This is a genomic window from Polyangiaceae bacterium, from assembly GCA_020633205.1.
In the GTDB taxonomy this organism is placed as follows: domain Bacteria; phylum Myxococcota_A; class Polyangia; order Polyangiales; family Polyangiaceae; genus JAHBVY01.
The window spans coordinates 1-20,709 of the sequence record JACKEB010000021.1 but is presented as its reverse complement, the minus strand read 5'-3'; the positions used below and the strand labels follow the sequence as shown (position 1 = coordinate 20,709).

General features: G+C 64.1%; 13 protein-coding genes. 8 read left to right on the top strand and 5 right to left on the bottom strand.

Going from position 1 to position 20,709, the window contains the following annotated elements; genetic code table 11:
* Positions 1-48 precede the first annotated feature (48 nt).
* Entirely contained in the window at positions 49-783 is a 735-nt protein-coding gene (locus H6718_32730; GenBank protein MCB9590224.1) for a hypothetical protein, read from the top strand.
* Positions 784-829: 46 nt separating this feature from the next.
* Positions 830-4,474: a hydantoinase B/oxoprolinase family protein gene (locus tag H6718_32725; protein ID MCB9590223.1), complete on the top strand. Its 3,645-nt coding sequence runs from the start codon at positions 830-832 to the stop codon at positions 4,472-4,474.
* Here the strand turns inward: H6718_32725 and H6718_32720 are convergent.
* The 4 genes from H6718_32720 to H6718_32705 all read right to left on the bottom strand — a co-directional run bounded on the left by H6718_32720 (position 4,378) and on the right by H6718_32705 (position 7,685).
* Positions 4,378-5,469: a hypothetical protein gene (locus H6718_32720; GenBank protein MCB9590222.1), complete on the bottom strand. Its 1,092-nt coding sequence runs from the start codon at positions 5,467-5,469 to the stop codon at positions 4,378-4,380. The two genes, H6718_32725 and H6718_32720, sit on opposite strands and share 97 nt — an antisense overlap.
* A 257-nt stretch (positions 5,470-5,726) precedes the next feature.
* Positions 5,727-6,248, bottom strand: a complete 522-nt coding sequence (locus H6718_32715; GenBank protein MCB9590221.1) for a biopolymer transporter ExbD — start codon at positions 6,246-6,248, stop codon at positions 5,727-5,729.
* Between the two features lie 72 nt (positions 6,249-6,320).
* Positions 6,321-6,881: a biopolymer transporter ExbD gene (locus tag H6718_32710; protein MCB9590220.1), complete on the bottom strand. Its 561-nt coding sequence runs from the start codon at positions 6,879-6,881 to the stop codon at positions 6,321-6,323.
* Between the two features lie 141 nt (positions 6,882-7,022).
* Positions 7,023-7,685, bottom strand: coding sequence for a MotA/TolQ/ExbB proton channel family protein (locus H6718_32705; protein ID MCB9590219.1), 663 nt, complete (start codon positions 7,683-7,685; stop codon positions 7,023-7,025).
* 1,385 nt (positions 7,686-9,070) lie between these two features.
* Between H6718_32705 and H6718_32700 the strand changes: the two genes are divergently transcribed.
* From H6718_32700 to H6718_32680, 5 genes are all read left to right on the top strand, one after another.
* Positions 9,071-9,739, top strand: coding sequence for a MotA/TolQ/ExbB proton channel family protein (locus H6718_32700; protein ID MCB9590218.1), 669 nt, complete (start codon positions 9,071-9,073; stop codon positions 9,737-9,739).
* A 34-nt stretch (positions 9,740-9,773) separates the two neighbouring features.
* The gene (locus tag H6718_32695; GenBank protein ID MCB9590217.1) at positions 9,774-10,346 is read left to right on the top strand and encodes a biopolymer transporter ExbD; all 573 of its coding nucleotides are present in this window, start codon (positions 9,774-9,776) and stop codon (positions 10,344-10,346) included.
* Positions 10,343-10,957, top strand: a complete 615-nt coding sequence (locus H6718_32690) for a biopolymer transporter ExbD (protein MCB9590216.1) — start codon at positions 10,343-10,345, stop codon at positions 10,955-10,957. The genes H6718_32695 and H6718_32690 overlap by 4 nt, the downstream gene beginning before the upstream one ends.
* Positions 10,958-11,549: 592 nt before the next feature.
* Positions 11,550-13,691 carry a sodium/proton-translocating pyrophosphatase gene (locus tag H6718_32685; GenBank protein MCB9590215.1) on the top strand — a complete coding sequence of 714 codons (2,142 nt, stop codon included), beginning with the start codon at positions 11,550-11,552 and terminating at the stop codon, positions 13,689-13,691.
* Between the two features lie 82 nt (positions 13,692-13,773).
* Positions 13,774-17,079 carry an SNF2 helicase associated domain-containing protein gene (locus H6718_32680; GenBank protein MCB9590214.1) on the top strand — a complete coding sequence of 1,102 codons (3,306 nt, stop codon included), beginning with the start codon at positions 13,774-13,776 and terminating at the stop codon, positions 17,077-17,079.
* Between the two features lie 241 nt (positions 17,080-17,320).
* Here the strand turns inward: H6718_32680 and H6718_32675 are convergent, their stop codons facing one another.
* Positions 17,321-17,821, bottom strand: a complete 501-nt coding sequence (locus tag H6718_32675) for a hypothetical protein (GenBank protein MCB9590213.1) — start codon at positions 17,819-17,821, stop codon at positions 17,321-17,323.
* Positions 17,822-18,465: 644 nt separating this feature from the next.
* On the opposite strand from H6718_32675, the gene H6718_32670 reads away from it, so the two are divergent.
* Positions 18,466-20,487: a hypothetical protein gene (locus tag H6718_32670; GenBank protein MCB9590212.1), complete on the top strand. Its 2,022-nt coding sequence runs from the start codon at positions 18,466-18,468 to the stop codon at positions 20,485-20,487.
* The last annotated feature ends 222 nt before the right edge of the window (positions 20,488-20,709 follow it).

Genomic DNA, 20,709 nt, shown 5'->3' with positions numbered 1-20,709 from the left:
GCTAATTTTTCGCCGCGGGAACTGACGAGCCCACTAAACTCCGAGCCAATGGCTCAGTGGATGGTGCGCAGTGAGGGCTCCGCCCCAATCGGACCGGTGAGCACCGAGCTGTTGCTCCGCGGAATCGCCCAGGGTCGAGTGCCCGTGGAGAGCGAGGTGCAACAGCTCGGAACTCGAGAGTGGCAAGTCCTCGAGTTCGTGGATGCGTTTGCTGACGCCATTCAGTCGGACGAAGCGATGACTCGGCTCGCCGAATCGCCCCTCGACGACGCGGACATCATCGCTTACGCGGACGCGGAGGAGGCCTTCACGCAGCTCGCGGTCCCGGCAGGTCAGTCGCTGGGGGCGCGCCCTCCCCCACCCCCTCCAGCGGCCTCCTCACCTCGCGCAGCGTCCGGCCCTGCTTCCGCGCGGTTCCCAGCTCCGCCCAAGGCGGCCAACGCCAGCTACGATGAAGACGACGACGCCGCGACCCGCGTGGCATCGTCTCCGCTCTCCTCGTCCCCGCTCAGCGCTGGCGGCCCGCCGCCTATCCCTGCCGCCGCGGCGTTGTCTCGCCCATTCCCTCCGGAGCAAGCGCTCATGCAGGGGCCTCCGGCAGTGATCGTGCAAGACACGCCAGCGCCACCTGTCCCGCAACCCATGCAGCAAGCGCCCATCGTGATGGCGCCTCCCCCGCAGCAGAGCTCTGGGTCAGGCCTGGCGACAGGACTCCTGGCGCTGCTCGTGCTCGTGCTCGCAGGCTGTCTCGGCCTGCTGCTCTGGATGCTGTCGAAGCAATAAGCTAGAGCGGTTGACCCCGGTCTCCCTCGCCAGCACAACGCGAGGCATGCGTTGGCAGTTTTGGATCGATCGCGGCGGCACCTTCACCGACTGCCTCGGCCGGGCGCCTAGCGGCGAACTCAGCGTGGCCAAGGTGCTCAGCGACGATCGCGCGCCCCTCGTCGGGATCCGCCAGCTGCTGGGGCAATCCCCCGACACGCCGATCCCACCCTGCGACGTGCGCATGGGCACGACGGTGGCGACCAACGCGCTCCTCGAACGCCGAGGCGCCGCCATGGGGCTAGTCATCACGCGCGGCTTCGCGGATGCCTTGAAAATCGGCACACAAGCCCGACCTGACATCTTCGCGCTCAACATCCAGCGCCCCGACGTGCTCTACCGCGAAGTCTGCGAAGTTGATGCGCGACTGGATCCCCAGGGTAACATTCTCGCGGCGCCTTCAGCCCCTGAGCTGGCCGGCACCTTCAAGAGCTGGCGTGAACGCGGATTGCGCAGCATCGCCATCGTGGTGCTGCACTCCTACTTGAACCCAAGCCTCGAGCAACAGATCGCGGCGCTCGCGAAGAGCCATGGCTTCGACGACGTGTACCCATCCCACGAAGTCGCGAGGGAGCTTGGCCTGACAGCTCGCGGCGACACCACCACCGTCGACGCCTATCTCACGCCGCTCTTAAGCGACTACCTCAGGAGCCTCGAGCGGGAACTACCAGGAAGCAGCCTGCGTCTCATGCAGTCGAGCGGCGCGCTCACCGACGCCGCCGCCTTTAGAGGTCCCGACGCGATCCTCTCGGGGCCCGCGGGCGGCGTCGTCGCCTACGCGAAGATCGCCGAGCGCCACGGCGCATTGCCCGCGATTGGCTTCGACATGGGCGGGACGTCCACAGACGTCTCTCGCTTCATGCACGATCTACCCCTGGTGTTCTCTACGGAAACATCAGGGATCCGCTTGCGCGCGCCAACCCTCGACATCCACACGGTTGCCGCCGGCGGTGGCTCGATTTGCCAGTGGCGCGATGGTCGCCTGCAAGTCGGACCGGAGAGCGCCGGTTCGGACCCCGGTCCACTTTGCTACGGCAAGCCCCACGCCAGCGAGCTGACCGTGACTGACGTCAATCTCACACTCGGGCGCCTCGACGACAGCCGATTCCCATTCCCCCTAGACCGTCAGCGTGCCGAGGCTGCCCTCGTGACGCTGTCTGACGAACTTGAGATGTCGCCCCTCGAGGCCGCGACGGGTTTTTTCCGTGTGGCTACGCACAACATGGCGGAGGCGATCCGCAAGGTCTCAGTCTCCCGGGGCTATGATGTCCGGGAACACGCGTTGGTGGTCTTCGGCGGCGCGGGTGGTCAGCACGCTTGCGCGTTGGCTCGTGAGCTCGACATCCGGCGCATCTTGATCCATCCGCTGGGTGGCGTACTGAGCGCGTACGGTATGGGGCTCGCCGACGTGGGCTGTCACCGGTCACGCGAAGCCGGGCGCAGCGAACTCTCGGAGCTCACACTGCGCGCGTTGGAGCCGGTGTTCCAAGACCTGGAGCGCAGCGTGAGGAGCGAACTCGAGCGCACGCCGAATCCCGACGGGCTGCCCGTAGAACTGCGACGTTTCGTCGACGTGGGCTATCAGGGCTCAGAGACGTTCCTCACCCTAGAGGTCGCCAAGCTAGCGGACACGGACGACGGCAAGCCAGGCGACCGCATCGGTGCGCTGGTAGAACGCTTCGAGCAGGACCACCAGCGGCTCTTCGGTTACCTCCGGGAACAGCGCGCGGTGCTGGTTTCCCAGGCACGCGTTCAGGGTCGTATCGCGTCAGGCGAAGTCCCGGTGTGCTTCAGCGATGAGCAAGCGTCACCGACGGCACTCGGTTCGACCCGCGTGTGGTTCGGCGAGCCAGCCGGGAGCAGCGATGGCTGGGTGGAGGACGTACCGATGCTGTGGCGAGAGGATCTGCGTGGGAGTCTCGTTGGACCCGCGCTGATCCTCGACGCGACGGGTTCCATCGTCCTGGACCCAGGCTTCACACTCCAGGTGACTAGCGACGGCACCTTGGACATCCGCCGCGGCGACGACCAGCACGCCGCGCGCATCGTTAGCGATGCCGATGCACGGGATCCGGTGCGCCTGGAGATCTTCGGGAACCAGTTCATGTCCATCGCCGAGCAGATGGGACATGTGCTGGAGCGTACCGCGCTCTCGACGAACATCCGTGAGCGCCTCGACTTCTCGTGCGCCGTCTTCGATCCCCAGGGAAACCTCGTCGCGAACGCGCCGCACATCCCCGTACACCTTGGCGCCATGGGTGAGTCCGTGAGCGCGACACTCGCCGCGCACCCATCGATGAAGCCCGGCAGCGTCTATGTCACCAATGACCCCGCCGGTGGAGGCTCCCATTTGCCGGACGTGACGGTCGTCACCCCGGTGTTCATCGATGGCGGCTTGGAGTTCTTCGTCGCCAGTCGCGGACACCACGCGGACATCGGAGGCATAACCCCGGGCTCGATGCCTCCCTTTTCGCGTTGCCTCGCGGAAGAGGGCGTGGTCTTACGCTGTCTCCCACTGGTGCGCGAAGGCAAGCTCCTCGAGTCGGAGTTGCTCGAAGTCTTGAGCAGCGGCCCCCACCCAGCGAGGGCCCCGCGGGACAACATCGCCGACTTGCTGGCTCAAGTCGCGGCGAACAACCAGGGCGCGACGCTCCTCGCAGAGCTGTGTCAGCAGCAAGGCGTCCCGGTGGTCAAGGCCTACATGCGCCATATCCAAGACAACGCTGCCGAGCTAGTCCGGGCGCGTCTCGTGGCCCTTGGAGATGGCGAGTACCATTTCGCCGATCAGCTCGACGACGGCGCGCGCATCGAGGTGACCCTGCGGATCCGAGGTGGAGAGCTTGACATCGACTTCAGCGGGACGGCGCCGACGGTCGAGAGCAATCTCAATGCGCCGAGGGCAGTCACGGTCGCGGCGGTGATCTACGTGCTGCGTGCCTTGGTGGGTCACCCCATCCCGCTGAACGCGGGCTGCCTACGTGGAGTGCGGATCAGCATCCCAACGCACAGCCTCCTCGATCCTCCAGCAGACGCGGCGGTGGCGGGGGGCAACGTCGAGACGTCTCAACGCGTCGTCGATGTGCTGCTCGGTGCACTGGGCGTCGTGGCGGCCAGCCAGGGCACGATGAACAACCTGACGTTTGGCGACGCGAGCTTTGGTTACTACGAGACCATCGCGGGAGGAGCCGGCGCTGGACCGGACTTCCGTGGGGCAAGCGGCGTGCACACCCACATGACCAACACCCGCATCACCGATCCGGAGGTCCTCGAGCATCGCTTTCCGGTGCGGCTCCACACGTTTGCACTTCGAAGCGGCTCGGGTGGAGCCGGCGCGAACCCGGGCGGAGACGGCGTCGTACGAGAGTTCGAGTTCTTGAAGGATCTCGACGGCGCGATCCTGAGCGAGCGCCGCCAGGTGGCTCCGTTTGGCCTGAGCGGAGGCGAGCCTGGGGCACGAGGGCGGAACCTGCTCAACGGCAAGCCACTCCCGGCGAAAGCTCAGCTGATGCTGCGAGCGGGAGACCGCCTCCGAATCGAGACCCCCGGCGGCGGTGGCTATGGCGCTTTGCCTGGGCCGGCATCACCTGGCGCGCCGGCATCCGACGGCACGCCTGCGTCTCCGGCGTCAGGCACGCCCGGCGCAGGCGCTTGACCCGCGCTGAACTGGGCCTTCACTCCTAACGCCAAGGCACAGCTATTCGACTGGCGCTCTTGGGCGGCCTGGGTGCGCACGTCGGTCGCCTTGCCTCCGCCGACTGGTAGGAGCCGACCGGTCGCTTCCGCACGGTAAGTAAACACGCGCTGCTTGCTCTTCAGGTCCCAAATCCCGACCCGGGCGAAGTGCTGGGAACGTCGGATACGCTCTTCGTCGGTCTCATCCGGCTCGTCCGGGCCGGCGTCGTAGGCCGGCTTTGGTAGCCCGGCGGGCGGATCCTCGTCGAGCACCACCGTGAGGAAGCGCGCGCGCTCCAACACCTCGGCAGCGATGGGCACGTCTTCCTTCGTCGTACGGTCCAGGTCGCGATCGTAGATGCGCAGAGCAAGCTCCGAGCCCGCTTGGTTCACCTCATCGCTCCACTCGTTCGAAAGCACCCGGAGCGCGCGAAACGCAAGCCGCAAGTTGTAGGGCTGTACGGGACGCGTGCAGACATCCCACTCGTTGCATAGGTAGCCGCTCTCGCAGTCCGCTTGCACCTTGCACGCGAGGCCCTTGCGCGGGTCCACGCCGTCCTTCTGACGGAAGAAGCAGGTGGTGAAGCCATCGCGCAGGGAGTTCTGCGCGGCCTTGCGCAGGCTCTTGCCGTCTTTGGCATTTTCCATGCGCAAACGCAGGTACACCGCAGGTTCACTCTGGATCAGTGCCAGGTCGGCCCCGTCGGCGACCTCGTTGCCAAGCCAGGGCTGCTTCGCGAGCTCCAGAGTCCAGCCCTCCACGCTGTCACGAAACGGGATCAGCTTCGTCCCAAGGGTTTGGGACATCGCGCGTTGCCGCGCCAACGTACGGCTCTTGGCGCTCGAGAGCTTGCTCTCGCTCACCCACCAATAGATGCCCGCGAACGCCGCGAAGATAACCAGCGTCCAGAGCCAGAACTGGGGGGGACTGGCGGGCAGCCTCGCGCGCCCGGTCGCCATCTGGCGCTTACGCACGGCCCGCGCCTCATTCAGGGTCGGCAGTCCTCGTTCTCGGGGTTCCTTTGCCACGCTTCTCCTGGGGTCTCGCAGCTCTCGTGCCGTTGGTCAATCAGTGCGAAACAAAGCAGCTCGCCCGCGGGTCCGTTGCAGACTCCCCTGGGCCGCACAAGTTCCTTGCCGCGGCGAACTCAGTGCGTGGAGATCTGGTTTTCCAGTGCACAAAACGCCAACGCCCGCCGAGTGGGCGGGCGTTTTGCGATCGAAGTGGGGGGCTATTCCTTGCCGCCGCCACCACCACCCAAGCGACCAACCATGAAGCTGATGTTGGGGTAGCCGGCGTAGGCTGCCGTTTGGAACACGCTCTTCACGACCAGCGCGGGCACCTTGCGGTCAACCTGCAAGATGGCAACGCCGGGGAACTCCTGTCCGGGGTTCAGCTGCTTCCACAGGTCGCGCTTGGCCTTGAGGATTTGGAACAGCTCGTCGATGCGCTGGAGGCGGTTCGCCTCCTCGATGGCGCGGGTGTTACCGGCGGCGTTTCCGTCCACCAGAATCTGCGTACCCGTGATGGCCACCATGGGCGCATCCAGCATCTCCTGAACGTTCTCTGCCTTCGGTAGCTTGACGTTCTTGTCCAACGGCAGCTCACCCGTCGCCGAGAAGCTCGCCAGGAGGAACAAGACGATGCAGAGCAAGAAGTCGATGAACGGAATCAGCGGGATTTCGGTGTTTAGCGCGCGGCCACCACCACCCACCACCTTCTTGCGCACGAAGCCCAAGCCGATGTGATGCATGAGCCTGCGGCCAGGAACCGTGACCGGCTGATGAAACCTTGATAGGGGCTTATCTCCACCAGACATGTTGCCTCAGTTCACCGAGAAGGTGACGTTGAATGCCGGGACCTTTTCCGTCTTACCCCCGACGGTCCAATCGCGCTGCGGGGTGTAGATGGCGTCGATGACTGCGATCACATCCGCGAAGGGCGTGCTGTTGTCCGTCGCCAGCACAGCTTGGTCGCGCTTCGGGTCAGTCGCGTTGCGGTGGGTGCCGTTGGCCTCCCACTCCTTCTTGATCTTCTCGGCGAGGTCCGGGTAGCGGTACTCACCGTCTTCACCCACGTTGACCTTCTTGCGCTCGACGTCGATCGTGTTGACGACCGTGGAGCCTTCCTTCCAGATCAGCGTGAACTTGCGCTCTCCGCGCATTTCCACGTTCAAAATCTTCGGCTTCTCAGGCTTCTCGAGCGGCTCGTCCTTCGGGGGACCGGGCACGCGCGCATCGGCGTTGATGCGAGCCATCTGGCTCCACACCGCGGTGACGAGTAGGAACATCACCAAGCAGAGCAAGAAGTCGATAAACGGAATCAGGGGGATTTCCTGGTTTACGGGGCGTTTGCCACCGTGACCCCCTACGTCGATACCTGCCATCTGTCCTATTCCTCACTACCGAGAGCCTCTGCCCTGAGAGGCCCCACAACCTGGAGCGATTCGTGCCTCAACGCGATCCTGGGGACCGGGCGTGGGCACGCGGGTTGAGCACACTAGCGCTCAACCCGCATGGGTGACCGATCACTCTGCAGCGGTTTCGACGCCCTGCAGGTTGACCTTCTGGCGGTTGGCGACGACGAGGTTCAGCACGCTGACGGAAGCCTCGTTGATGTCGTCTTCCATGCCCTGAGTCTTGCCGTTCAAGAAGGCGAAGCCCATGAGCGCGATGATTGCGGAGATCAGACCGAATGCGGTGCAGTTCATCGCTTCGGAGATACCTTCCGCGAGGATACGCGCCTTCTGGCTCGGGTCGATGCTCTCGCCACCGACGGCGCCGAACGCCTTGATCAGACCGACGATGGTGCCGAACAGACCGCACAGCATCGCGAGGTTCGCGAAGAGGGCGAGGAAGCCCGTGCGCTTGTTGATCTTGGGCATCTCCTTCAGAGCTGCCTCATCCATCGCCGCCTGGACTTCTTCGTCGGGGCGATTGACCTTGACCAAACCGGCCTGAACGATGCGCGCGAGGGGCGCGTTCGCGGCAGAGCACATCTTCACGGCCTTGGCGACATCGCCAGCCAGGATGCACTTCTGCATGGTTGCCAGGAACACGTCCTTGTTGATGGACGCACCGACTAGGTAGACCGTGCGCTCTGCGATGATTGCGATGGAGCAGATCAACCAGAACAGGATGAGATACATCGCCCATCCGCCCGCCTGATAGTGATGCCAGACTGAAGACATTGCCCTTACCTTCTCCTGATGCTTCCCAGGCCGATCCCGACGCTTGGGATTCCGCGCCCTGAAGCGCGGATGGTTCCAAAAATTTTCCGACCCGGTAGTACTCCGCCACGACTAGCGCGTCGGAGTTGTTGCTTGATCCCGCGAAGCGAGACCGTTCTAGCCAGCACCTCCCAAGTCAGCCGTGCTGGGCGAAAGACGCCAGCCCAACGACTCGGTTCGTGCCCACGCTCCCAGTTCCCGCCACATCCATTCGTTGTTCTCGGCCTCGTGCGCCGCTGCGTAGCGAGTTGGTGTTTGCACCAACCGCTGCGTTTCGGAGTTTTGAGTCACCCCGGAAACAAGCGTCTTCCGACACTGGATTCCAAGGATTGCCGAGCCTGAATTGATGGGTCGATCTCCGGGTGCTTCGTGTTGACTCGCCCGACATTGAGCGAACCGATACCGCGCCATCATGCTGAAGCTGACCCGGGACAGTCAAGGTCCATTGGGTGTCCAAAGTGTCTTAGAGTCCCGACAGAAAGTTCCGATATCCGTATAGAATTCGCTCATTCGGCGCGGCGTCTCGCCGTCGCCCGCGGTGCTTGCCCGCCACTGCGTATCAGCTCGAATTCAGCCGCGCTTGGCTGCGAGCTGGCACTCGTCGTTCACGCGCGGAAAGAGAATCGAGGCGCCAATGCGAAAATGGTCACCTCACCGGACCAACTGACTTCATTCCAGTGTCAATGCGATTTGGAGTGGCTTCCGCTTCCAGTGCGCACGGCAATTTACATGTCTGTTTCAATGCTGAGAGAGTCGCGCCGGACGCTCGCCCGTGAAGCGTCGTGGTAGGTGTTCGGGCCCTGGGGCTTGGGGGAGAGGAGCGTCGGTCCAGGCGCCTGGGACTTATACAAGTGCGCCGCCGGGAAACGGGGGCCAGCGTGTTGCCTCGGGGCCTAATGATTCGGGAGCGCTGACCGTCTGTGCCCCGACACACCGTCGCGCCTGCTGCAGGGGTGTTCGGCCTTGCGTTCTCGTTACCGCGAACGCTCGCGTTCAGAGGCTCATGGGAGCGGAAACAACTAGCCCAACCTTAAAGCACCCGTCTCCCTTCGCGCCCGGGAGGCGCGAACAGACAGACAGCGCGCCCGGGAGGCGCGAACAAACAGACAGCGCGCGCCCGGGAGGCGCGAACAAACAACGATTCGGGCGCCTCCAGCTAACTGAACGTTCCCGCGGATCTACGACGTGAGCATCGTGAGTCCGCAGTGTGCTTGCACCTCGAATCGCGCGGCGGCTATAGTCGCCCGCACTCCACTATTCAGGTGGTAGAGGCGCCTTTCGGAGGGCAGCGCCGGTGCGTAGCCGCTCCTCAGGATTACAGCCGCAACCAGAGAGGGATAAGCGGAATGCAGCTCCTGCTTCTTGCAGACGGATCCAGCCAGCTCGTCGAGGCCTTCAAGCACAACCCGACCTTCATGGTCCTGAACCTGTTCTGTTCAGCGGTTGTGATCACCATCGTTATCGAGCGCTTCGCGTTCCAGCTCAGCCGATATCGCGTGAACTCCAAGGAGTTCTTCGCGCAGATCAAGAAGCTGGTCACCGCGGGCAACATCGACCGCGCTATCAAGCTGTGCGAGGCGAGCGACTATCCGATCCTGCAGCTCGTCAAGGCGGGCCTGACTCACTCCAACAAGGATGAGGCCGAGATCGACGCAGCGCTCAGCGAGAAGCTGAGCGAGCTCAAGCCGCAGGCAGAGAAGCGAGTCGGCGCGCTGTGGTCGCTCGCTAACATCGCGACCCTGATTGGTCTGCTTGGAACGGTGTCCGGTCTGATTGCAACCTTCAACGCAATCGCCGCACCGGGCCTCACTCAGGCCGACAAGCAGCGCCTGCTGTCGAATGGTATCGCTGAAGCCATGTACAACACCGCGCTCGGTCTGGGCATCGCGGTGTTCTGCATGATCACGCACATCATCCTGCACACCCGTGCGAAGGCCATCCAGCACGACCTCGAGTCGGTGATGGAGCGCACCTTCAACCTCCTCACGATCCAGACCAAACGGGGCCAGTACTGATCCTGGCGCTCAGCGCTAAACCGCTGGCATCAAGATGGCTGCACCCGGTCAAACAGACGCTCCGCTGACAGCGGCTCAACGCGGCAAGATCCGCCGTTTGAGTCAGCCGGCGGAGCTCAGCCCGGATGAGGAAGGTGGCGAACTCAACATCGTTCCCTTCCTCGATATCGTCGTCAACATCCTCATCTTCGTGTTGGCGACGGTCGCGGTGACGTTCACCGCGACCATCGATACTGCGCCCCCCGCAAGCGGTGGGACTGGCACGCGCAGTCAGGTGACCGAGAAGTCGCTCAACCTGACCGTGTTCATCGTCAACGATGGCTTCAGCATCAAGGCGTCGGGCGGAAGCGTTGCACCAGGTTGCAGCGGGCTCGGCTCCGGCATCACGATTCCGCTGCGCGGTGGTCGCTACGACTACGACGCACTCACGGCGTGCGCCAAGAAGCTGAAGGACTCCTCCCCTGACTTCAAGGAGGAGAACAACGTCTACCTCGCCCCCAACCCGGGCACGGACTACCAGACCATCGTCAGCGTAATGGATTCCCTGCGGAATACTGCTGCAGGCGATCCTCTGTTCACCGACGTCAACTTCAAGGTGTCCAAATGAGCGACGCAGGGCCTCAGCAATCTCCGCCGACACCCAAGGCTTCGGTGGTCAAGTACAAGGCTGCCCTGCGCACGGCCATGCGTCGCAACGCGATGGAGCCGGAGATCAACTTCCTCAACATCACCGCGATGCTCGACATCATGACGATCATCCTGGTCTTTTTGTTGAAGACGCTCGGGGAATCGAGCGCGTCCATCCCCCAGTCGGACGACCTCAAGCTTCCGAACAGCATCATCCGCACCCAACCCTCCCAAGAGGGCGTCGTCGTCACCGTCTCGAAATCTCAGATCTTGGTCGACGACGACAGCGTGGTGAAACTCCCGAGCCGAGAGAGCCAGATTCAGTCTGGGGTGGGTGCGCGCAACAAGCGCAAGGGGCCGAACGACCTCTACATCACTCCATTGGGAACGCGCCTTCAGGAGGCTCGCAAGACCGACAAGGCCGTGCGAGCAGCAAAGCAGCTCGACCCGAATCAGCCGTCGGAGGCGATCATCATCGCCGACGGTACGATCCCGTTCAGAACGCTGAGCGAGGTGCTCTTCACTTTGGGTCAGAGCGAGTTCGGCAAGTATCACCTGATGGTGATGCAGGCGAAGACTCGCGAGGAGTAGATCCACCGCTACTGGATCCACGAGGGCGAGTCACCTGACTCGCCCTCGCTGCATTTTGTGCCCTTGGAAGGGCGAGCAAGCACCAGGACTCAGGCGCGCGCCACTAGCAAATCCGAGCGAAGAGCCAGTTCCTGGCCACTCGTTGGCCGCGCAGGAATCGGGAGGCTCCAATGTGCGCATCCTCGCTTGCTCCGCCCGCGAGGCCCGTGCTAGGACCCGCTCAAACGGCTCGTCGCTTCTTTGTGGAGACGACCGGCCCCTGCCGAGGAGACGGACCTGGCGAGGACGCGAGAAACCACTCGCAACGCCAAACCGGGTCAGGATCTGCCCACCAAGCCTGTTGGTGGGCTGAGCAAGTAGCGCCGAAGGCGTGCTGGCCGTCGCAGGACCGCCGACATCTCCCAGAATTGCGGCTTGCCTTTGGCCCGTTCCAGGGTCTCAGCTCGCCTGGGTTTGCTGCGCAAACCGTGTGTTCGCTCCGTTGGGCTCGAATGCACCACGAAATCGCGAATTTCCTCGCGAACGACGGGCGAAACCTGGACCTGAGGACGCGGGCTCCAAAGCCGCGAGGTTCGCCTCGTTTGGTGCCGTCGTGATCGAGTTCGCACTGGTCCTAGGGGTCAATGGGTTTGGCCTAATCTTCGCCATCGTCTTGGCGCGCTGGCTCGTGGCCCGAGATGCCGGAGGCGCTGAGCTGCGTCGGCTCGGAAACGCGCTGGAGCGCGCCGTCCAGGGGTTCATTTGGGGCGGGCTCAAGCGGGTGCTGTTGGCGTTGCTGCTCGTTTCCGCGCTGTGCTTCACGCTCTATGGCTTCCTCCCGGGCAAGGGTGTCGGCCGCGTCGACGCCGGTTTGTGGGCGCTCATGGGAGCCCTGCTCGGAGGGCTGGCGGCGTCGGTCACGGCGTATGCCGCGGCGCACGTTGCCCACAAGGGCAGTGTCCGCTGTGTGGCTGCCTCACGACTCAGCCTGGATCGATCGCTCAGCATCGCCATGCGCGCTGGCGGGGTCGCCGGGTTACTCACGGAAACGGTGGCCGCAATTTCGGTTGGCGCGTTCGCCGCCCTCATCGCGGGACTGCGAGGGGCCTTCAAGTTGACGGGCGACACCAGCTGGGTGGCGTCGGTCTCTGCGTTGCTACCGACCATCGCGCTTGGCGCGGGAACCGCGGGCTTGCTGCTCCAGCGCGGCGGCTCGATTTTTCACGCCGCAGGTGACGCGGGTGGCGACCTGACTAGCAATCGCGTCGCAGGTCTAGATGACGACGACACACGTAACCCCGCCATGGTGGCAGATCTGGTCGGCGACCACGTTGGCCTCGTCGTTGGGCGCACGCTGACGACCTTCGTCGCCGCCTGCGCCAGCCATGTTGCGATGCTGGTCGTTGGCTTGTGGGTGTACGAGAAGAACCTAACCAGCGTGCCTGGAGCACTTGGGCTGGCGCTGCTTCCGCTCTTGGTGCGTGCTTTCGGCGTCTTCGCAAGTAGCATCGGGCTTCTGGTGGTACGCACCAATGAAGGGGCGGTTCCGCGCGGAGCGCTCATGCGGGGGCAGCTGGTCTCGTGGCTGATCGCCCTATCCGGAATCGTGGGTGCCTCGTACTGGTTGGCCCAGGGCGAGTGGTGGCGATTTGCTAGCGCCGGAGCGCTAGGTCTCTGCGCCTCGACCGGTGTGGCGCAGCTCGTTGGATTCCTCCAAGAACGAGCACGCGGCAACCCACGGGACAACAACGAGGCACTGCGCGACGGCGCCAGCGCACTGATCATCCACGGTGTTTCTCGAGGCAGCGGGGCCGCGCTGGTGCCTCTGGCAGTGCTTGGGGTGGGAGTTACGGCCGCTCATTACATCGGCTCGAAGAGCACGATCACCGAAGCGGGCTCCCTGAGCCTGCTGGTGTGCGTGGCCGCGATCCTGGTGCCCTCCCCCTACCTACTCGCGCTGGCGACGTTCGCCCCCATCGCCGACAACGCGCGCGGCGTAGCAAGCCTCAGCCGGAGTGGGAGCACCGATGTTGAACGCCGCACGGAAGCGCTAGACCAAGCAGGCTTCGTTTCTCTGCGCGCGGCCTCGACCCACATGCTGCTCGCAGGCGGAAGCGGCGTGTTGCTCGGAGTCCTCGCGGCGCCGTGCCTGGCGGGACTCGGCTCGACGCTAACCTTGGCACACCCAGCGGTGATTTGGGCGGGCATGTTGGGCGCGGCGCTCGTGCTCTTCTATTCGAGCGGAACAATGGGACGCGCGGAGCGAGCCGCACGGGCCCTGGGCAAGGAAGTCGAAAGGCAGCTGCGCTCAGTTCCGCGAGGTAACTCGAACAGCATCGCTAGAGATTTCACCCCGGCGTACAAGGCGTGCATCGACCTCGCGGGGAAAAACGCTCTGGAGCGCCTCGCGCGTCCGGCGCTCCTTGGCCTGGCTGTACCGCTGCTGCTCGGGCTCGCCTTGCGTCGCCTCTACGGCACCGCAGACGGGAGCATCGCAATGCAGGCGCTGATCGCCTTCTTGGTGCTCGCGACGGGCACAGGGCTCGTGCTCGCCTTGGCCGCTGACGCAACCAAGTACACGCTCGGAGGCCTGCGCCGCGCGACTCGCAACAAGAGCACCGGGGAAACACGCAGCGCCAGCGTTGGTGGAGATGCCTTCGCAGACGTGCTCGCGAACGTTGGTGGCTCCGCCGCCTTTCTTTTCACTCTTTCGGCTGCCGCGGTCGTGCTCGTCGCGGCGCCCTTCCTGAACTGATGCAGACGTCGACAAGGCAGAGCTTCCGACTCGCACGCGCGTCCGCGCGCCCCGACGCCCGCGGCCCGAATAGGAACCAGACATGACCACTCCCCTTCAGTCCCGGCTAGCGGACTCTCTCTCCACCCTCTCCGACCGCGGCCTTCGTCGGCTGCTCGGCGCCCGCACCTTCCTGCGTGGCCTCGACTACGAGAAGCGGCGAGTCGTAGAGGATGTCGCGATCAACGACATCAACGCCACCGGTCGAGTCAAAGGGTCTGACCCAGACCCCTATGAGGTCGAGATATCGCTGACCGACGAGGGCATCAAGGCGACCTGCACCTGTCCCGCCTTCAAGAAGACGAATCAACACTGCAAGCACGTAGCGGCGCTGCTGATCAACGTGCGCAACCAAGCACGTGCGAAGTTACCGCGAAGAGAACCGACGCCTCCCACGCCGCCCCAGCCCCAGAATCAACAGAACAACGGCGAGAGCAAGGCCAGCAGGCGCCGAGATCGCCGACGCAGAGCCCAGCTGCAGCAGCTGCCGGTTCCGCCCGGAGTCGATCTCCCCCCCAACCTCGATGCGACGGCCCGTCCCACCGGCATTGGTGCCTGGCTCGCACCTCGAGGCGCCACGAAGACGCTCAGCCTCGAGTTCCGCATCCACGTGCGCCAGGGAGGGCTGACCGTCACGGTGCTGGACACCGACGCCCGCGTTCCGTTGCTGCCAAGCGTGGCGTTGAACTGGCAAGCGATGTCTCCGACCTCAGACCGCGACGCCCTACGCGTGCTCACCCGCTTCGAGAGCGGCAACCCTCGCCACCCCGCCGTCGATATCCGCGGGGAAGACGCTGCAGAGCTCTTGCCGCTGCTCAAGGGGAGGCGCGTACTTCTCGAGCCGGCGCTCATGCAGCTGCGCTTTGCGGACGAAGAGCTGCGTCCCCGTTTCGACTTGGAGATGGTCGGCAACGACACCATCGTGGCGAAGGCCACCTTTGAGCGCGCGGGCGAACCCCGACGCTTCTCGCTGTCCACGGGCGGATGGTTCGAGGGCTCTCCTGGGTGGCACATCGAAACCGGTGAAGGCGTCGCGCGTCCGCTAGACCGCAAGGTTTCTCCGGCGGCCCTCAGGCGTCTGCTCAAGAGCCCGACCATCGCTGAGCCTGCGAGCGAGCTGATCGGGCTGATCACCAACGGCCTGCCACGGGTCGCTCTCGAGGTCGGTGCTGAGCTACCTGATCTGTCTCAGGTCGCCGATGTCATCGACCTCGAGCCGACGTTCCGCTTGCGCGCGGGAGGGAGCTTGACTGAGGCCCACGTCAGCTTGAAGGCGGAATACGCCGACATCGAGGTCGAGGTCCGCGCAGACGGCATCTCGCCACCGATCTTGATCCTTCCCCCTGAAGAGGGTCAGAAGCGCGCCAAGTGCATCCGGTGCGACATCGCTGGTCAACAAGCCGCGGTGCAACAACTACTAGATTTGGGGCTCAACCCCGACGAATCGGGCGAGTCCTTCGAAGCCAAGGGCGGCGACGCCATCGACTTCTGGTCGAAGGGTGTCGAGGCGCTGCCTGAAGAGTGGGACTTGTTCGTACCAGACGAGCTCGCGGGCACTCGCGTGCGATCGAAACCGATCCAAATGAACGCTCGAGTCTCGAGCGGCGTGGACTGGCTAAACGTCAAGATCACATACGAGAGCGAAGGAGTTGGCGTCGATGTCGACGAGCTGCGTCGTTGCCTCGCGGAAGGGCTGAAGTACGTCCGCCTCTCGGACAACAGCTATGCGCCGTTCGACGCGAACCGCGTCCAACAGCTGATCGACCGCGAAGTCGAGCTGATGGCTGCTGCAGGTAAGAACGGGAAGATCCCGCTATCTCACGCGGGGCGCATTCAGGAACTCCTCGAGCACACGGACAGCTCCACCGTAGCCGCCGCAACGAAGGCGCTCTTCAAGAAGCTCGCCTCCATCGATTCCATCAAGGCGATGAAGAAGCCGCGAGGCTTGAAGGCAACGCTACGCCCCTACCAGGAGCAGGGCCTGTCGTGGCTCAGGTTCGTTCATGACTTGGGCTCCGGCGGCGTCCTCGCTGACGACATGGGTCTCGGAAAGACGATTCAGACCATCGCGCTGATGCTCTCATTGAAGAACGAGCAGAAGTCACTACGTGCGTTGATCGTCGCCCCGACCAGCGTCGTGTCCAACTGGGTGCGCGAGATCGAGCGCTTCGGACCCACGCTGACGACCGCTCTGTGGCACGGCGCTGGGCGTCGGGAGCAGCAGAGCGAGCTCGGCAACGCGAACGTGATCATCACAAGCTATGCCCTGTTGCGACGCGACATCGACCTCTTGAAGAAGCTCGAGCTCGACTACGCGATCCTGGATGAAGCGCAGAACATCAAGAACCCCCTGAGCGCGACGGCCCAGGCGGCGAAGGAGCTCAACGCCAGCCACCGCTTGGCGCTCACGGGTACCCCGATTGAAAACCGCTTGAGCGAGATCTGGAGCATCTTCGAGTTCGTCAGCCCTGGCCTCCTCGGACCGCTCAACAAGTTCGAAGAGCGCTTCGCTCGCCCCATCGATCAGGGCGACTCCAAGAAGGCCGCGCGGCTTAGAGCGGTGATTCACCCCTTCATCTTGCGTCGCACCAAGATGGAGGTCGTGAAGGATCTGCCGCCGAAGATCGAGAGCGACCAGATCATCGATCTCGCGCCGGATCAGCGCGCCATCTACACCCAGGTGCTGCGTGAGGTGCGAGCGCAAGTGATGGGCGAGGTGGAACGCGTCGGCGTCGCCAAGAGCCAGCTACACATCTTGGCCGGTCTAACCAAGCTGCGTCAGGCGGCGTGCGATCCGCGGCTCTTGGGGCTCCCACGGGAGTTCACCCACGAAGACAGCGGCAAGCTGATGGCGCTGCGCGAACTCGTTGAAGAGTGTGAGTCCGGTGGTCACAAGGTGCTCATCTTCTCGCAGTTCGTTTCGATGCTGAAATTGATGAAGAAGGCGTTCGACGAGGACAAGATCACCTACGAGTACCTCGACGGAAGTACCACCGATCGCCCCGAACGTATCGACCGCTTCCAGAGCGATCCGACGGTGACCTGCTTCTTGATCAGCCTGAAAGCGGGTGGCTCCGGCCTCAACCTGACAGCGGCGGACACGGTGATCCATTTCGATCCTTGGTGGAACCCCGCGGTGGAAGACCAAGCTTCGGACCGCGCGCACCGCATCGGGCAGAAGAAGGTCGTGAGCGTCTACCGCTTGGTGGCCGCTGGTACCATCGAGGAGAAGATCCTGCAGCTCAAGCAGAAGAAGAAGGACTTGGTCGCGAGCGTGCTGACGGAGGACTCCGGCGGCGCAAAGAAGCTGACCAAGGAAGACCTAGAGGATCTTTTCCGCGTAGAATAGCTTGCGGACCCTTCCCAGCGAGAGGCCCGGACGCTACCAGCGTTCGGGCCTCTTTCGTGTGCGCGGCGCACGGGGGGACAACCCGCTGCGCGAAGGGCGACCCAAAAGGGCGCACACCCCCCAGCGCCGCTCCACTGCGCCCCTAAGTGCGGCGGGTGCGCCGTACAAATGCGAGAAGGCCCGCCGAGTGGCGGGCCTTCTTGGCTTGAGCACGACAGCCGCGCCGCAAACCTCGGAGCGATCAGACGTCGCCGGTCGACTGCTGGCAGCCCATGCCGGTGTCGTACCCGCACGGACCGTTGTTCGTAACGCAGCAGGCAGTGCCGAAACCGCTGTTGGGACAGAATGCGGGGTTGCACGTGCCCATGCTTCCACCGTTTCCAGTGCCGCCGCTGCCGCCCGCCGCGCTACCGCCGTTGCCACCGTTTGCGCCGCCAGTGCCAGCATTGCCGCTGCCGCCACTGCCACCCGCACCCGAGCCGCCGTTACCCGTGTTCCCGGAGCCAGCGTTGCCAGTCCCACCGCTACCACCGTTCAGGGTCCCGCCCTGACCGCCGGAGCTTCCACCGGTGCCAGCGGTGCCCGCTGAGCTACCACCCGTTGCGCCGTTTCCCTCGAAGACGCCGTCCTCACTGCCTGCGCATGCGCTGACGAGGAGCGCGGACGAGGCAACCAGGGTCGCGACAAAAGCCCAACGGGAGCGAGAAACGCGGTGACGGGAAGCGGGGATCTGGGTTCGCACGGTGAACCTCCTAAGGGCGGAAACTGCGCTTGGTCGAAACAGCGCGATGCAAGACGTGACCAAGAACCTCTCGGTCGCAGCTAGTTTAGTCCGAGAGACCGACCGAGGGAAAAGGGAAACCTCATGAATCTCGATTCCAATTTCCCCACATCGAAATCTTTGTCGCCAGCACGTCCTGGAAGGCAGCGCTTGACTGTGCGCGCCGCCCGCCGCGCCGCTGGTTCATCGGCTGCGCTCCCTGGATTGTTTTAGACTCAAAGTTTCTCGAAAGGCCGCTTTTTCTGGAGTGATCAGCAACAAGCGACGGTGTGGGTGGCGCGCGCCGTTCAGCGCGCAGCGGTCGTCTTGACTCCATACGGCAAACACTCGCGCATCCCGATGGCAACGTCGCGTCGCGTCGTCGTGGCGGAGGCCGGCGGCCAGAACGCGAGCCTCGACGTAGGCGTCGACGACCGACGCTGGTGTCGCGCTCCAGGTCCCGCGCGCAGCGACCCCGAATGCAGCTCCGGCGCACCGATCGGTTGGCGCATGTCAACGACTAGAGTGAGCCGGACTCAAGAAAGCCGCGCGCACCCGCGCAAACGCGCGACAACTCAACAATTCTAGGGACGCGGAGGACAGCTTTTGCATAGCGTGAGTCCGCCATGGACGAGCGTGAGTCCCCCTCGGCAGAGCCGACAGCGGTAGAGCCGCCCGCGGAGGAGCCGGCAGCCAACCCTGCAACGGCCCCGCGGGACGCGCCGCACACGACCGACTCGAAGGTCCCGCACGCTTCGGCGCGCCCGACGACAACCGAGCACAACGACCAACGGGAGAAGCGACTGGCAAGGGCCCTCCTCTCGCTGCTTGTGCTGCTCTTCATGGGCTTCGCGTCGTTGTATGTGCGTCGCTTGAGCAACTTCATGTTGGGCGACATGGAGTTCACCGGCTGGGTTGGCCCCATCGCCGAGCGCTTCGGCACCGCGGAGAAGCCGTACGTCGACTTCGTGCTGCCAATTCCCCCGGGAAGTTTCCTCGTGCTGCGCGCCATCCAGCTCGTGAGCGGCAAGGCCGTCTTGCTCCAGGAGCTCTGGGTCGCGGCGCTGTCACACTTGCTGATGGGGCTCCTGGGTTACGCGATGGCGCGCCCCCTGGTGGGACGCCTGAACGCCCTACTGGTGGGCATCGCGACCTTGGTGATCGTCCTACAAATCCACAAGGAATGTGCCTACGACCACACCGCCCAGCTGATGGCCTGGAGCTCGCTGGTGCTGGGGCTGCACGGGCTAACTTCAGCGGAGCGACCGAAACGGCAGCTCGGGTTGTGGCTAGGCAGCGGCCTCTGCGCCGGACTCACCTTGCTTTTCAAGCAGAGCACCGGTGTGGGTGTGGTGGCAGGCTGGTTCACAGCGCACGCGTACTTCGCAGTCATGCGCTGGCTGCGGGGTGTGCCCATCACCAGTCGCCGTGTCTTCATCAGCTGGGCCGGGGGGCTCTTGCTCGGCTGGGCGCTTACCGCGCTCGTGATTGTCGTCATCGGCAGCAGCCTCGGCGCCTTCTGGCAGGCAGTGTTCACCGACGGCGCGGACTTGAAGGGTGGGCGCTACAAGCTCGTCTTCAACCTCTTTAGCTACGTCTTTCGTCACGACGCCTACCCGGCTTCTTTCTTCTTCAGCATGCTGTTGGTCGGTGTGGTGCTCCGGTGGCTAAAGCTGCGTGGAAATTTCGACCTGCACGAAGCGCCTACTGAGCGCCTGGATGGGCGCGCGGCTCGCATGATCGGAGGCGCGCTGTTTTTGGTCTTTGGGCTGGCGATCGTCCTGCTCTTGGCTCAGGTGCGTCAGACCTGGGGGCCAGGTGTGTTCTGGCTCAAACAGACGCAGAACATTCCGGCGTTTGGCCTATTTTTTGGCTGTGTGCTGTTCGTTGGGCAGCTGCGCAGCGCGCGCTCGGAAACCCCCATCTTGGGCCACCAGCTGAACGGCTTCACGCTCGCGGTGCTGGCGACTTCGTTGCTACACAATGCGTCCTTCCCAGGGCTCCGGCCTTTTTACGACAACAACCCGATCATCCCCCTCGCCTTCGTCTTCATCTGCATCGCCCTGGAGCGAGCGAAGCTCCGCTGGGTGAAGTGGACGAGCTTCGGCCTGGTCTTGCTCGGACTGCTCGGACCGAAATTCCATCGCGCGCTGAGCGACGGCATCTATGTCGGTCGCACGGGTCACTGGGCAGGGCTCTACGTCAACGAACGCGGCGCCGAAGTGGTTCGCGCGGCGCTCCGAGTGCGCGCGCTGGCTGGCGACGACGAGACCGTGCTGGTGCTACCCGAGGACGTCGAGTTCCGACGCCTCGTCGGCCGCCCGCGACCCCAGGTGAAGGGCGCGATTCTATTCGTGGACCAGTACCCCAAGCGCCTGGTGGCGGACGACATCCGCGAGATCGACCAGCACCTGCCCAAGGTGATCGTGATTCACCCGCGGGAGGATCGGCTGTGGCAAGTGTTGTTCGAGCTCTGGTCGACAGATAGCGGTACGGCACAGCTCATGCGCCATGTGCGAAACAACCTGCTCCCCAAGTACTACAAACGCGACAGTTCTTTCCGCACGGTTTTCTTCCGAGAACGGGGCACGCTCGATGTCTACGTGCTCAAAGACGGCGTCAGCTCGGCGCAGCCGACTGGACGCTGAGTTCCGTAGCGCGCAGAGCAAGCCAGCGAGTGCGCCCAGGGTTCTCGATTTTTGGGGGAGGTGCGCCTCTCCCCCCCCAAAACCAGCCGCACGAGGCGCTCGAGCTCGCTCGATCCGTAGCCGCGCCGCCCGGCTAATGCCTGTCGGTGATCAACGACGCATGGACACGTTCATCAAGAGTCCGAACGCGATGCACATGGTCACGATGCTGGAGCCACCATA

Coding starts and splice junctions, on each gene's coding strand:
- H6718_32730 (MCB9590224.1), top strand. CDS start 49: ATGGCTCAGTGGATGGTGCGCAGTGAGGGCTCCGCCCCAATCGGACCG.
- H6718_32725 (MCB9590223.1), top strand. CDS start 830: ATGCGTTGGCAGTTTTGGATCGATCGCGGCGGCACCTTCACCGACTGC.
- H6718_32715 (MCB9590221.1), bottom strand. CDS start 6,248: ATGCATCACATCGGCTTGGGCTTCGTGCGCAAGAAGGTGGTGGGTGGT.
- H6718_32710 (MCB9590220.1), bottom strand. CDS start 6,881: ATGGCAGGTATCGACGTAGGGGGTCACGGTGGCAAACGCCCCGTAAAC.
- H6718_32705 (MCB9590219.1), bottom strand. CDS start 7,685: ATGTCTTCAGTCTGGCATCACTATCAGGCGGGCGGATGGGCGATGTAT.
- H6718_32700 (MCB9590218.1), top strand. CDS start 9,071: ATGCAGCTCCTGCTTCTTGCAGACGGATCCAGCCAGCTCGTCGAGGCC.
- H6718_32695 (MCB9590217.1), top strand. CDS start 9,774: ATGGCTGCACCCGGTCAAACAGACGCTCCGCTGACAGCGGCTCAACGC.
- H6718_32690 (MCB9590216.1), top strand. CDS start 10,343: ATGAGCGACGCAGGGCCTCAGCAATCTCCGCCGACACCCAAGGCTTCG.
- H6718_32680 (MCB9590214.1), top strand. CDS start 13,774: ATGACCACTCCCCTTCAGTCCCGGCTAGCGGACTCTCTCTCCACCCTC.
- H6718_32670 (MCB9590212.1), top strand. CDS start 18,466: ATGGACGAGCGTGAGTCCCCCTCGGCAGAGCCGACAGCGGTAGAGCCG.